At 37.1% G+C, this 14,687-nt stretch carries 13 protein-coding genes; 3 read left to right on the forward strand and 10 right to left on the reverse strand.

The features are described from left to right. Positions 1-690: 690 nt before the first annotated feature. From ACFXN8_RS10410 to ACFXN8_RS10420, 3 genes are all read right to left on the reverse strand, one after another. Positions 691-906 (reverse strand): hypothetical protein, encoded by a 216-nt coding sequence (locus ACFXN8_RS10410; protein ID WP_376074369.1) that lies wholly within the window; start codon positions 904-906, stop codon positions 691-693. 867 nt (positions 907-1,773) lie between these two features. Next, positions 1,774-2,808, reverse strand: coding sequence for a DUF4179 domain-containing protein (locus ACFXN8_RS10415; protein WP_386844859.1), 1,035 nt, complete (start codon positions 2,806-2,808; stop codon positions 1,774-1,776). Beyond that, entirely contained in the window at positions 2,805-3,371 is a 567-nt protein-coding gene (locus tag ACFXN8_RS10420) for a sigma-70 family RNA polymerase sigma factor (protein WP_386844861.1), read from the reverse strand. The genes ACFXN8_RS10415 and ACFXN8_RS10420 overlap by 4 nt, the downstream gene beginning before the upstream one ends. 615 nt (positions 3,372-3,986) lie before the next feature. Here ACFXN8_RS10420 and ACFXN8_RS10425 point away from each other — a divergent pair. Then, entirely contained in the window at positions 3,987-4,709 is a 723-nt protein-coding gene (locus ACFXN8_RS10425) for a response regulator transcription factor (RefSeq protein ID WP_386844863.1), read from the forward strand. Continuing rightward, positions 4,706-6,097 carry a sensor histidine kinase gene (locus ACFXN8_RS10430; protein ID WP_376074373.1) on the forward strand — a complete coding sequence of 464 codons (1,392 nt, stop codon included), beginning with the start codon at positions 4,706-4,708 and terminating at the stop codon, positions 6,095-6,097. Before ACFXN8_RS10425 ends, ACFXN8_RS10430 begins: the two co-directional genes overlap by 4 nt. A gap of 27 nt (positions 6,098-6,124) precedes the next feature. On the opposite strand, the gene ACFXN8_RS10435 is transcribed toward ACFXN8_RS10430, so the two are convergent. The 7 genes from ACFXN8_RS10435 to ACFXN8_RS10465 form a co-directional block, all read right to left on the reverse strand. After that, positions 6,125-6,487 (reverse strand): YxeA family protein, encoded by a 363-nt coding sequence (locus tag ACFXN8_RS10435; protein ID WP_370045445.1) that lies wholly within the window; start codon positions 6,485-6,487, stop codon positions 6,125-6,127. A gap of 1 nt (position 6,488) precedes the next feature. Beyond that, positions 6,489-8,357 (reverse strand): FtsX-like permease family protein, encoded by a 1,869-nt coding sequence (locus ACFXN8_RS10440; protein ID WP_386844866.1) that lies wholly within the window; start codon positions 8,355-8,357, stop codon positions 6,489-6,491. Next, a complete protein-coding gene (locus ACFXN8_RS10445) occupies positions 8,344-9,111 on the reverse strand; it encodes an ABC transporter ATP-binding protein (protein ID WP_376074376.1) in 768 nt (255 codons plus the stop codon). Before ACFXN8_RS10445 ends, ACFXN8_RS10440 begins: the two co-directional genes overlap by 14 nt. A 422-nt stretch (positions 9,112-9,533) precedes the next feature. Further along, positions 9,534-10,007 (reverse strand): glutathione peroxidase, encoded by a 474-nt coding sequence (locus ACFXN8_RS10450; protein ID WP_386844869.1) that lies wholly within the window; start codon positions 10,005-10,007, stop codon positions 9,534-9,536. Positions 10,008-10,025: 18 nt separating this feature from the next. After that, on the reverse strand, positions 10,026-11,360 hold the full coding sequence (locus ACFXN8_RS10455; RefSeq protein WP_386844871.1) for an FAD-dependent oxidoreductase: 1,335 nt from the start codon (positions 11,358-11,360) through the stop codon (positions 10,026-10,028). Between the two features lie 13 nt (positions 11,361-11,373). After that, on the reverse strand, positions 11,374-12,519 hold the full coding sequence (locus ACFXN8_RS10460; protein ID WP_376074379.1) for a VanZ family protein: 1,146 nt from the start codon (positions 12,517-12,519) through the stop codon (positions 11,374-11,376). Positions 12,520-12,798: 279 nt separating this feature from the next. Then, positions 12,799-13,086 carry a DUF6509 family protein gene (locus ACFXN8_RS10465; RefSeq protein ID WP_376074380.1) on the reverse strand — a complete coding sequence of 96 codons (288 nt, stop codon included), beginning with the start codon at positions 13,084-13,086 and terminating at the stop codon, positions 12,799-12,801. A gap of 167 nt (positions 13,087-13,253) precedes the next feature. Between ACFXN8_RS10465 and ACFXN8_RS10470 the strand changes: the two genes are divergently transcribed. Beyond that, positions 13,254-14,438 (forward strand): alanyl-tRNA editing protein, encoded by a 1,185-nt coding sequence (locus ACFXN8_RS10470; protein ID WP_386844874.1) that lies wholly within the window; start codon positions 13,254-13,256, stop codon positions 14,436-14,438. Positions 14,439-14,687 lie beyond the last annotated feature (249 nt).

A 14,687-nucleotide genomic window follows, 5' to 3' on the forward strand; every position in this document is an offset into this window, starting at 1 on the left:
TTTTCTCTCTCGACTTTTTTTTTTTTTTTTTTTTTTTTGTTTTTTTATAATTTTCTATGGTTATTATTTGCGCCGTATTAGGTTTTTGTTCTTGCACAAAGCCGATTCTGTGACATCCGCCGGAGGCTTTGGGCCAACGTGATGTTGGTCACTCAGTCGCGTATTGTTGTTGTTGTTGTTGTTGTTGTTGTTGTTGTTGTTGCTGTCGCTTCGCTTTCGCACAGATAAAACCGTGTTGCTGTTGCTTCGCTTTCGCACAGATAAATTGCCACAGGACGTGGCGTTCTTAGACTGAGTTCCTCTTTCTCAGCGGGTGTTTGGACACCTGTACCTGTCGCTACGCTTTCGGTACAAAAGAAATTTGCTGAAAGAAGTTAAATTTGATTTCAACGCTTGATATATCTCTTTGTAGTAAATTGCCGCTTGTAAAACTTAATTTCGACATCAAGTTCGATAATTCCTTCCATTTCGAGGAAAATGTCACTAATCGTATGTATTGAATAATTACAGTAGCGTTGAAATCTTTTTTCTTCGTGTATGATTTTCATCCAGTAGAATTGTTATAGAACATATGGAAAATTATGACGTTCATTTTATATATTTTCAACCATTTATACATAAAAAAGCACAGACTCGTACAAATGCAATGTAAAAGTCTGTGCTTTTATTGTGTAATAAACACAAGCATCTTCATTTCTTTTTAGGTGTAGGCAGTTTTAGTACTATGAAAATGAGTATAGTTAATAATAATAGAGCTAGAGCAATATTGATTGTATTAGATGGACCAAGAACTCTGTAAAGTAATTGAGCAAAAGTTGGTATCCCTAACCACTTGAGTATACCAGGAAGCACCAATATTCCAGATAAGAGTCCTAAAATCATCGGTGTCCAATACTTCCGAGCCAATACTTTCATCCCCTTTTGGTTATTTGATATCATCGACTAATTTACTTAAATTAGTTAGACAATATTTTTGAAGTCATTTATCAATAAACAAAATATTCTGTTTATTATTTATTCTACATCACAATTCCAGCTATTTCAAGAATTTTGCTATTATGTATTGGGTAATAAAAACGCTCCAGCGATCAGTAGTCAAACACTGGAGCTAGTTAGTGCTAATTTCCAGGATGAATTGTGGTGCTAATCCAACAAGAAATGTTAAAAACAAGATCATCATTGACAAATATATAAAAATTTTTATTCGCAAATAATACCGCCCCCTTCTTTACCAATATGTAAAGTATAAAAGTTGAATACTAATTTACATAAATAGCTTATACAAAATCAAACCTTAACATGATTAATGTTAAGGTTTGATTTCACAATAATTATACCAAACGTGTTATTTATTTATAGTTCTCGTCACATCGAACAAACCATTCCTTACCCGTTTTGGAATCGTAGCCAAATTAGGCAGGGCATCCCTTAAAGTAGCAACAACTTGTATGCTTTGAACAAAATGGAACATAAGTAATTATTTTTCCTGCAAAGGTATTTACGGGTTACTACCTTAAGAATTTTAATTCAAGTAATGAATGTATCCACCTTTTTTGAAATAATAAAGAAATGGTTATCGCGCCACTACTAAACATATAGCTATACGCTATTCTTAAAACTCTAGTGACGATTTACAATAAAAAGGGTCTTTGTGCTTGTTGATTGCACAAAAACCCTTTCGTTATCTTCCCTAGGTTATTATTTTTTGTGGATATTTAATCTCTTAGTGCGAATTTCACATGGTTGGTCTTCACACGCTTTCCACGGGTACTGTTATTTTAATGGAATTGTCACAGGATCCATCTCTTTTAATTCCGTGCCTTTTCCTGAGCCCAAGGAGAAATAAATAACAGGGACAAATGTAATGGATGTAGCAGTTGGATTGATAGCCTGGACAGTAGCACTTGATTTATAAGAAATACCACCGTCGCGACTTGAAGCACCATTTCCATTTACCACATACGTATTGCCTAAATTATCTCGTAGTTCTTCAAATTGAACTGTAACTTCCGGCCACTTTTTTATCACTTCTGGGTTTGCTTCATAATCAAAATTAATAACAGTAGACATATCATTTTTTTCAAGGGCTGTAAATCGAGCTGTGACATCATAGTTTGAAACAGTTTCATTGACTAGCTGTAGCTCACCTGCTAGCTTAGAGACCTTAAAATTAAATGCCCAATCCCCCTCCACTTTTGTATCGTTATCCGTGTTGAGAAAAGCTTCTGGTTTCCACGTCATTTCTAATTCATCTGGAGCTTCTTTATCAAAATCAGGTGTTATTTTTGCTAATCCAACATATTTATTATCACTTATCTTTTCCAGTCGACTACTTCCTACCGCACCTACAGCATCCTTAATATCAATGAACTCACCTTCTATAAATGGAAAAGTGCCTAAATCTATATCTGTTTCAAGTGCATAAGAAATTGTCAGTGATGTACCGTCATACACAGCATTTTCTATCATCATAGATAAGCCATTACTAGAGTGAACCTGTCCAATTTCCGTTGCGTAACTATCAAAGTCCTCAAACATTGTGTTTTTATTATCAAAATAGCTAGCAATGTTTTTCATAAACGGAATTTGTGAAGCAAGTGTAGGAAAAGTAATACTTACGGTCGTTACCATACTGATGCCAATTATTGCGGCCGCTGCTATATGACGCACCCATTTTGGCATACGCTTTCTCGTTGCTTTCTTTTTTAAAATCGTTTGTTTAAGGTTCATTTTTCGCTGTGCAGATAATTCAATTGGGTCAATTTGATCCACATCCAAGTCCAGCCACTCTTTATAACTTTTCGTCATATAAATACCTCCTTCAACTGTATTGTTGATGCTAGTTTCTTCTTCCCTCGATAAATTCGGTTTTCTACGGCTGCTTTTGATAAATGCAGTGCTTCTGCTATCTCAGCATTCGTTAAATGCAAATAATACCGCATCATGAAAATATCTCGATCTATATTTTCTAAGTGACTAATGGCTAATAGTAAATCGTTTCGTTGCTCCTTTTTTAAAAGCTCCTGCTGTATATCTTTTATATCAGGCTTTTGCAAGAGCTCCTCGTCTCCTTTTTCTCTTTGCTGTTGTTTTTCAAGCTTACGGAATAAATCTATGGCTTTATATTTTGTCAGCATCCCTATCCATTTTTTGAAATCCTCTGATTCGCCCTTAAATTGCTTTGCATTTTGCCAAATGGCTAGGAATACATCATTAACACAGTCATCAATAGAATCTTTATTAATACCGGAAAGAATTTTATATGCTATCGCATGTACGAAGCCAGAATAATGTTCAATTACATACTCAAGCGCATCTTCTTTTTGGCTTTGTAAACGGCTTATGAAGTTTTTAGATGTGCATCTCACCATTTCGCCCCCTTTATGTTTATTTGAAAAAGCTTCTTCACTAACTATATCGAAGCTCACTCACTAAAACTCTCAACTATTTCTGTGAAGAATGATGATTTCTTAAAAAACCTTCAGTAATGTTTCAATCTCCTCTTTCAAGCAAGTTTCATTTATAATGAGTCACATAAGAAACTTCAATCTGTTTGAAGATCCCAAGCTAAGATGGCCACTTCTTAAGGAAATTTATCACCCACGACTCTATTCTGATTAGTTAGATCAAACTTCTTTAGGACTCATCACAAAAAATCAGGGATGAAATTTGTTAAAACATGTACCATCTATATGAGTTGATTGGAGTGAAGACTTGGCGACCAGTGTCACAAATGAGATCCTGGAGCGAGCAAGTAGAGGAACGAAGGCTAAGAAGATTACGTCCTGTGATAACGCCTTCGTGACCAACATCTTTTTGATCCAAGTGCTCAGTCGGAACGGTAATCAACTCCACGGTATATTGAAGAATCTTTTTAGGGTTATAAGGAATTGTTTATCGCGCTACTGCTAAACTTATTAGCTATACACTATTCTTAAAATTCTAATGACGATTTACAATAATAAAAAAGAAAGGACGTGTGAACGATGCAAGAGCCAACTATTCTAGTGGTGGATGATGAGGCTGATTTAGCAAACCTTCTAAAAGTCAGCCTGCAAAAAGAAGGTTATAAACAAATTCATACAGCTGGCTCCATTCAAGAAGCCTGGATGAACTTTCAACAAACACAACCCGATATTGTACTTCTTGATGTAATGCTTCCTGATGGCGAAGGTTACGATTTATGTCGTCGTATTCGAGAGGTGTCGCATGTACCAGTGCTTTTCATGTCAGCGAAAAATGAGGAAATTGATAAAATTTTAGGACTTGCTATCGGAGGAGACGATTATATTACGAAGCCTTTTAGCCCTAAAGAGGTTGCCTATCGTGTGAAAGCACAGCTTCGTAGAGCGGGCTATCAAACGCTGGAAGCAGCGCCAGTAGCTTCCGAGAAGTCGATTCAAGTTGGTCCATTCTTGCTTAATGGGGATGAAACGGAAGTACATAAGGACGGCGTTTTATTGGAGCTAACGGCGAAAGAGATCGGCTTGATGGCTTGCTTTATGAATAATCCTAATCGAATTTTAAGTAAAGAAACGCTGTTTGAACGTGTATGGGGAGAGGACTTTTTCGGCTCAGACAATACCGTAATGGTACATATTCGACGTCTGCGTGAAAAGGTTGAAAAAGATGCATCGAAGCCTGTGTATATTACAACTGTAAAAGGGCTTGGCTATAAATTTGTCGTTCCAAAAGAGGCGCAAGTATGAAATGGAAATTAACAGCTAGATTCCTTCTTTCTGTGCTGTCGATTGTTATTATTGTTATTTTCTTGAATACAGCCATTTTAATTGGGTTTTTCATTTTTCAACAGGTAAAAGATTACGATCATACAACTTCGTATTCAGAGGAAAACTTCGTGCGCGAGTTCCAGCAATATATTGATATAAGTAATGGAACGCCAGCAATAAGCAAGGATGGACTTCAACAATTGCATCAGCGAAATGCCTGGATTCAATTACTTGATAGTAATGGACAGGTCGTTGAAGCCCATTTTGCTCCAGATAAAGCTCCTTCACACTATGCGCCGATTGACTTAATTCAAGTTTATAAATATAAAGAATTCGATGTGGATACTACCGTGTATGTGGGAAGTAAAGAAAGTATTAGTTATCTTATCGGCATCGAGGAAAGTGGCGTTACTAGATATGTCACTCATTTTTCTGGCTCATCAGTCTTACAGTTTATTGGCAAGTTTGGTTTGCTTATTGTCATTGCTGATTTATTAGTAGCTACACTCGTTGGGTGGCTTTTCGGTCGAACATTGACCAAACCTCTACATGCAATGATTGAACGTATTCGTCATTTAAAGAATCATGAGCATGTGACTAGTAAAGTGCCAGGTGGTGTGTACAAACCTGTTTTCGAGAATTTAAATGAGGTATCAAGAGAACTAGCTGCACACGAGCAGGAACGCAAACGACTTGAGATGATGCGTGAGGAATGGATTAGCAATGTATCACACGATATGAAAACACCACTTGCCTCGATTCGTGGGTATGCGGAGCTACTGAATGATGGAAAATTAACTACTGATGAACAAACAGAATACGTTCAGATTATCGAAAAACAATCATTGCATATGCAAGATTTACTGGATGATTTAAATTTAACTATGCGATTAAGACATCAGCAGCTGCCACTCAGCTTAACCGAAGTAAATATGGTGCAATTTATTCGTGAAATCGTTATTGATACACTCAATACTCCTCAATATGAGCAGGCCAATATTGAATTTAATGCAACTAAAGATGTCATCAAGCATCTCATTGACGAGCACTTTATGCGACGAGCGGTAATGAATTTTTTACACAATGCATTGCTTCATAATCCTTCCGACGTATCAGTTAATATTCTTGTTGAAGATCATTCAATTACGATTTCTGATAACGGTAATGGCATTTCTGCCGAAGATCTTGAACATATTTTCGAGCGCTATTATCGAGGGACAAATACTGAGCAAACACATGGTACCGGTTTAGGTACTGCTATTGCTAGAGATATTATTGAAGCGCACGGAGGAACTGTAACGATTACCTCTGAAGAACAACAAGGTACAACTGTCAGCATTCAATTACAAGAAGAAAAAAAGGAGTAGCCAGATACTAGGGACTACTCCTTCATCTTATTTCTTAAATTGATCTTGTACTTTTTTAGGTAGCTCATGGAATTTTACTTCATCATATGATGTAACTTCCGTTTCTTTTTTTACATAAAGCTTCATGTATGCATCGTGGCGTAAATTTTTCTGAGCTGAAAACTTTAATGTTTGCTCTTCACCATTTTTGTCATAAGCAGGTACCTCATACCAATATGACTTCCATATTTCGCCGTTACTTGCCTTGAATTCCTCTACTTCACCATCAGTAGTGATATGAACATAGTATGCTTCTTTATTTAAACGGTTAAAATCTACGGTCATCAGAACAACAAGTCCTGCTACGAACAATAAAAACAATGCTCCTATACCTAAGAAGACTTTTTTCATATTAATTCCCCTGTCTAACAATTTTATAGAATGAACGAACTGTAAAGATATAATATACGCCGTAAATTGCAGAATAAGCAATCATCCACAGTATTACTGGTTTCGTTATATCCATACCAAATAGTTGTGAAAAGGCTAGCAGCGCAAATGCACTATGTGCGATACCAACAACAAGTGGTGCACTAAAGATAACGGCAACCTGCCCTGCAACTGTTTTTAATATCTGTTTTTTATTAACACCGATTTTATTTAAAATCGCATATTTAGACTGATCTTCCTCTGCCTCAGTTAAAATTTTGAAGTAAATAATACTTCCTGTCGCTGCTAAAAATACTAATCCTAAAAAGCTTCCTACAAACAATAGTGATCCTACAGTAGCTAAACTAGCCTCATAACTTTGTGGAACACTTGAGAATCCTTCCTGCTGTTCAGTAGCTAGTTGATTGGAAATCTCCTTTGAAATAGCTTGTTGCTTCAAGTCATTATCCATACCAACTACCTGCATTTTAACACTTTCTGCATTTGTTGCAGCGAATACTTTATCATTAACAACGAGCACTGTACCAGCTGCAATAAAGTTTAATACACTCTCTGTATACATTTTATCAACATGGAATGATTCCCCGTTCTCCAATTTAAACCCTTCACCCGTAAAATCATGTGAAAAACGTTCATCGAAGCTTGCATCAAGTAAAACGGTTGAACCATTTGCAATGTGCAGTTCTTCATCTTTCCCCTGCAATTTTGCTAAATGATTATAGTCAGATTCCTTTAATAATGTATATTCAAAAAACGAAAATTCATTATCCACGCGTAAATTTTTCACAGAAAGCGATTCGTTGTACAAGACGTCTTCTTGAGAAAATTTTACCGTATCGCCCTTCCACATAAATGTGTTAGGTAGCATATGGCGTACGCTGGCTTCTGCATTGTAATACATTCCGAAAACGCCGCCGCCAGCTGTGATTGTTGTCGCACTTAAAATAGCGATGATCGAAAGCGATTTAGCATTTGCTCGAATACGGTACAATAATTGTGATACACCAATTAAATTCAAGCCTTTCCATGACCAAGAAGTTGCTTTTTTCAACGCCGTTAATACAAATACGCTAACACTATGAAATAATAGATATGTCCCTGCAATCGTTACACCTATAACCATTAGTGGAGTACCTAGCACTGTGAAAAATCGCCAAATATTGCTCGTAAATATATCTTCAGAGGCTGTATAATATCCAAATGCAATTAGCGCTGTCCCAAGAATAGCTGCTAAGAATGATGCACGTGGAATTTTCTCTCCTTGCTTCTCAGCATGGAACAGGTCAATCAATTTAAATTGATAGATGACACGATAGCCCTGTAAAGATGTGAATAAAAATAGTAGTGTAAAAATTCCTGCTGTATTTACTAGAGCCTCAGTAGAAAATGTTAAACTTCCTACAACATCATAGCCCATCAAACGTACCAAAATCATTAATAAACCTTGTGACATAAAGAATCCAAGAACAATTCCTAGTACTAGAGAGACAAGCCCAATCACTAAATTCTCGAAAAAGAGCATTAAGCCAATTTTTTGCTTACGCACACCAAGTAGCGAGTAAAGTGCTACTTCCTTTTTTCGTCTCTTCATAAAAAACGAATTAGAATACGCCATAAAGATGATAATAAAGAATAATAGCACAACAGATGATGCACTCATCAATCCTTTAATTTGCTGCGATGATTGTTTTAAGGCTGAAAGATCATCATTATATTTCAATGTCACAAACGTAAAGTAGATGACGATACTAAAGACCATCGAAGCGATATACAAAAAGTAATTCGACAAATTGCGCTGAATATTTTTACGCGCTAAACTAAATAACGTCATTTACTCCACCTCCGATGCCAGCAAGCACCTGTAATATCTCTTGGAAGAATTGCTTTCTTGTTTGAGTACCACGATGAATTTCCTTAGAAAGCTGTCCATCCTGAATGAATAGAATACGCTGGCAGAAGCTTGCTGCAAATGCATCATGCGTAACCATCATAATCGTGGCAGCTTGTGAATTATTTAAATCACTTAAACTTTCAAGCAAGTCTGTTGCTGATTTTGAATCAAGAGCACCAGTCGGCTCATCCGCAAAAATTAATTTCGGCTCTGTAACTAACGCACGTGATGAGGCTGTACGTTGCTTTTGCCCACCAGAAATTTGATATGGGTATTTATCGAGTAACTCTTTTATCCCGAACAGTGTAGCTATACGTTCTACCCTTGCGTTAATTGCCTTTGTTGGCACTTTTGCAATCGCAAGAGGCAGTACGATATTTTCACGAACTGTTAAAGAATCGAGTAAGTTATAGTCTTGGAAGATAAAACCTAGATTGTCGCGACGGAAATCTGCTAACTCCGCATCCTTCATGCGCGCTAAGTTTGTATCACCAATAATAATTTCACCAGTCGTTGGCGTATCAATTGTGGCTAACACATTAAGTAGCGTCGATTTCCCAGCCCCTGAAGGCCCCATTACACCAACAAACTCTCCTTTTTCTACTTCAAATGATATATTCGATAGCGCTGTAAATGTATTTGCGCCTTTGCCGTAAGTTTTTTCTACATTTTGTACCTTTAATAATGGCGTCATAAACGCTCACCTCTTCTTTCTGACTTTAGTATACGCCCTCAAACTTACAGCAAATTTGTCGCAAGCTTACAACAACCTTAAATCAAAGGCATAATGAGGGGTTGATTTCCGTTTCGACTGAAGTCGCCCAGTCTCCGCTCCAATCAACCTATCCACATGACATACGTTTTAACAAAATGTCATCCAACTTTTGAGTCTTATCGGAACACTTTTGGGATTTATCACCCAACTTTTGAATTTTATCTACCAACTTTTGAATTTTATCTACCAACTTTCACGTTTTATCTACCAACTTTTGAATTTTATCTACTAACTTTCATGTTTTATCCCCCAACTTCTGAATTTTATCGACATCTTCACCTTTCAAAGAGCAAAAAAAGATTCACACACAAACTTGTGCGTGAATCCTTCCTCTATCTTTTTTATGCTAATACTTTTTTAATATCATCCTCAAAGCTACTTGGTTTATCAGCTGATCCATAGCGGCCAACGACTTCACCATTACGATTCACAAGGAATTTTGTGAAATTCCACTTTACACTGTTGCCGAGAAAGCCTTTTGAATGCGATGTCAAATGCTCAAAAATAGAGTGTGCATCCTTCCCATTGACCTTCACTATTTCATGCATAGGGAACGTCACCCCATATTCCAAACGACATTGTGATGCCGCTTCCTCAGCAGTTGCTACCTCTTGCTTAAACTGATTTGATGGGAAGCCAAGAACAACAAGGCCATCATCCTGGTATTTTTTATATAGACCTTCTAATTCTTCAAACTGGGGTGTAAAACCACATTTTGAAGCCGTATTAACAATTAACATTGCCTTGCCCTTATAACGATCTAAGCTATATTCAGTACCATCTTCTAGAGCAACCTGAATGTCATAAATGCTCATTTTTAATAACCCCCTATGTTATAAACGCGCATTTATTCTGGCAACCTGCTGTAGCGGATCCCAAACACCATTGAATGGAGGCGCGTAGGCTAAATCTAAATCTAGTAAATCTGGTAACGTCATTTTATTGTATAAGGCTGTCGCAAACACATCGATCCGTTTATCAACACCTGCCGGACCAATAATTTGTACGCCTAAAAGCTGTTGATCTCGTTTACGAACAACAATTTTAATAAACATCCGTTGGGCACCTGGATAATATCCTGCAATATGACGCGCAGACAATTTAAATGCCTCATATTCAAAACCTAGCTCTTTAGCATTGCGCTCATTAATACCAGTCGTGGCAATCGTTAAATTGAAAAACTTTAAAATCGAAGTACCTACAATCCCACGAAACGGCGCAAACTTGCCCGACATATTGAGTCCCGCTAAACGACCTTGCTTATTAGCTGTCGTTCCAAGAGGTATATAATCTAAACGTTCTTTCACCATATTAAAATGCGTTGCACAATCGCCCGCAGCATAAATATTTTCAACAGATGTCTCTAAATGTCGATTGACGATGACTGCGCCATTTTTAGCTAGTGCTATGCCTGTACTCTCTAAAAATTGCGTATTCGGTTTAATCCCCACAGCCATAATGACTAAATCTGTATCAAAGACGCCATTGTCCGTCATCACACGCTCAACACGGTGATTCCCCTCAAACGCCTCTACTTTTGTATTTAGAACAAGTTCGATATCATTCTTTTTCGCTTCCTCATGAACATGTTGTGCAAGCTCTTCATCTAGAATCCTAGCTACATAGCTACCTCGTTGAATTAATCTCACTTTTTTGCCGCAAGCATGAATCGTCTCAGCCATCTCTAGTCCAATATAGCCTGCACCTATAATTGTTACATTTTCTATATCTGGCGTTAAATCGGCTAGTAAATCCTCTAGCTGAGGTATTGTTTTCACCGTGTGTATCCCAGTTAAATCTGAGCCCTTTTCCACTGGCATAATAGGATCCGCGCCTGTTGCAATCAGTAGCTTATCATAAGGAATTTCAAATGATTCCCCAGACGACTGTGTTCCAAAAACAAGCTTCTTGTCTACATCAATTCCGTTAACCTCATGACCAACACGGGCATCAATACCGTACTTATCACGAAACGTTTCTACATCTCTTGCTATAAGACGCTTTGTCGATGAAATACGCCCATCTACAACATAGGGCAAGCCACACTGCCCATATGAATAAATAAATCCACGTTCTACAGATGTAATCTCTGCTCCTGGTACATTTCGATAAATTTCCATTGCTGCTGACATTCCGGCAGCATCTCCTCCGATGATTACGTATTTCATCCAACAATCCCCCTTATTTTTTTCTCGTTGCTAGTAAGCCTGCATAATAGTCCATATAAAAACGGCGTTTACCTCCACTTACAATGACACGTATTACATGAATAGCAATAACCATTGTTAGAACAAAGTTCGCTATAAAGGCTAACAATGTAATGACAATTTGTAGTACATAAAATGGTGAATCCATATCTAATTTTATATGGCCTATCATTGTTATAATCTCCGAAGTACAGACTACCACGAGAATAGCAACACAACGGCGCCAAGATTGACTTACAATACTTTTGCCGTTTTCACTTATCATTGTAAATCGCATAAACTTCATCCCTAATGTTGCACCTTTTGTAAAGCTTGGAACAACACCAAAGAGCAACATATACAAAGCAATTTTTACTAAAAACTCGAAAATGCCATTATAACCGGTTACGACACTAACGAAGAACAAAATAACTTGCGCTATAAATAAATCTATTGCTAGTGCCAACAAAATAGATAATGGTTTGACAATATCTTTCTCGACCATTTCTGCTGTTTTAGCCGTCACCTCTTCATGAGATGGAAACAGCGCCCACACAACAGGGGCTAAGAAGAACCCTAATAGTGCACCAACACTGTTAAGTATTAAATCATCCACATCAAAAATTCGATACGCACAATTAAAGATGCCATAAATCCCTGTATATTGGGTTACCTCATAAAACAATGTTAGCAAAAAGCTAAATAGAAATGCACGCTTCCAGTACTCTCTTTTTTTAAGAAAATAACGCAAGTACACGCCAAACGGCATGAGCAGTAAGAAATTATAAAATGCCTGATAAAAAGCAGGCTGCTTTGGGATATAAATCCATGTTGATGGATTCGTCAAAACAATCCCACTACCCTTTAAAATATCAGTGACAAATTGAAAAGGATGTAAATTATAATGCACTGTATCTGGAGCTTGCAGAGAGCAAGTATCACGTGTTTCTGGGAAAGGCAATAAGACTAAACATAAAGCCGATAAGAAGTAAAAAATAAATGAGAACGTAATAATCGTTTTGGATACAGATAAGTAGCCATATTTCCGATACGTATAAATTAGCCAAGGTACAAATAGCACAAAGGTTGCGAAAATTGTTATTAAAAAAGCTACCATTATTGAATGTGTATAAACTGACATAGAACACCTCTTCGTTTAAAAATCCCCGTTTTTTTATATCTTAAACATAGTTTAGCTCATGAACACAACACGAATATTTCACTAATCTTAAATAATCCTTAATTTAAAAATAAGGCAGTCAAATATATTTTTGGTCATAAAGTTAAAATTCCGCATAGACTCCCAGGAGACAAACAAGAGTACGCAAATGTAGCTCATGCCTGCCCACTGAAAGAAAAGCGGAATTTTATCAAATAAGGAAATATTAATTTTTGTTAAAAAGACTTTTACGCAGGCATACTATGCTTTGGCGATTTCTTCTTTGCAAAATGCTAAAATCTCTTCTAGCTCTTCATCCTCTAATGCAAAATCTAAATACTCACCTTTAGCTTTTTCTAGGATGAAGTAATTTAAAATATATGGCTCTTCACCTTTTTCAGCAATTAGTACACGAAGCTCAATTCCTGCTTCATGATAAAGCTCATCTTCTTCATCAATATCTACATCTAAAATAAATTCATAACGCTTACCTTCAATAATGTTTGTTGGATCTAAAATTTCTTCCATTGAGAATTGTGTAATTTCCATTGTATGATCTCCTTTTAGTTAACCTGTTCTTTTATATATTAAATCAAATTCAGCATGGGTCAACTAGAAAACTCGTATACACTTGAAAGTAATTATGCCAAAATGAAAATAAAATAATTAAGAGATGTGATTCTCTTAAGGATACTCTACATAAAGGAGGCTTTTTCTTGAAAGAGCTACTATATTATCAAAATGTTATGCTACGTGAATTTGATGCAACAATTGTCAATAAAGGAACAGATATAGATGGCCGTAACTACGTGGTGCTATCAAATACTGCATTCTATCCAACAGGAGGCGGACAACCTCATGATACAGGTACTTTAAATGATATCGAGGTCATTGATGTTGTGAAAATTAATGATGAAATTCGTCACTATATTCAAGGCGATTCTTCAAATTTAGTTGGAAAAGTGCATGGACAGTTGAATTGGCAACGACGCTTTGATCATATGCAGCAACATGCAGGTCAACATATTTTAACAGCGGCCTTTGTCGAGCTTTTTGATGCACCAACTGTTAGCTTCCATTTAGGTAGTGAGCAGGTCACAATTGATATTGCTGTAGATGCCCTAACGGAAGAACAGCTTATGGCCGCGGAAGCCCGTGCCAATGAAATGATTCTAGAGAACCGTCCAATTGAAACGACATGGATTACAGAAAAAGAACTAGAGAACTACAGCCTACGTAAAGAGGTAGCCGTCACAGGAGATATTCGACTTGTTATTATTCCAGACTTTGATTACAACGGTTGTGGCGGTACCCACCCAACATCAACAGGACAAGTCAGCACAATAAAAATTCTTGGCACAGAAAAAATGAAAGGCAATATTCGTGTCTCCTTTGTCTGTGGTCACCGAGTATTAGCTGAGCTAGCCATGCGAAAGAAAGTACTAGCTGACGTTGCAAGACAATTAAGTGTACCTGAGGCTGAAGCAGCTACAGCACTTACAAAAATCTTAACAACACAGAAAAATACAGAAAAAGCACTTGTGGCGGCAAAAGAAGAGCTGCTAAATTATGAAGCAAAAGCGCTAGTTTCTAGTAAAAAACGTATTATTACCGCTGCCTTTACTCAGCGTACTATGCAAGAGCTTCAAAAATTAGCTCGGACTGTTGTCGCTGAACAGGTAGATGCTATCGTATTACTTGTTTCAGAAAATGAAGACAAGCTTCAGTTTGTCGCAGCACGTGGTGCAAAAGTTGAGAAAAGTATGAAAGACATCGCTGCCAAAGCACTGCCACTCGTTAATGGAAAAGGCGGCGGCAGTGATCATATGGTACAAGGCGGTGGCGAGCGTACTATCTCTACCGAGCAACTATTAGAAGCTATGCAAGAAATACTAAACTGACTTTTCGATAATAAATTACAACAAAGGAGCTTTTCCATTACTGGGGCGGCTCCTTTATTCATTTATTCACATAATCACTTACCACACATACTATTGCTGCTATCTCCCCCCACCGATTTTATCCACACGTTATCCACAATTAACGCACAACTTATCCACATTTCGTCTCGATTACATCTATTCGATGCATCCGTTGGATTAAATTAAAAATTTTTCCATGTATACCTGATTATTATTTCCTTTTTTTGC

The sequence above is a fragment of the Lysinibacillus sp. NPDC059133 genome (genome assembly GCF_042755925.1).
Taxonomy (GTDB): Bacteria; Bacillota; Bacilli; order Bacillales_A; family Planococcaceae; genus Lysinibacillus.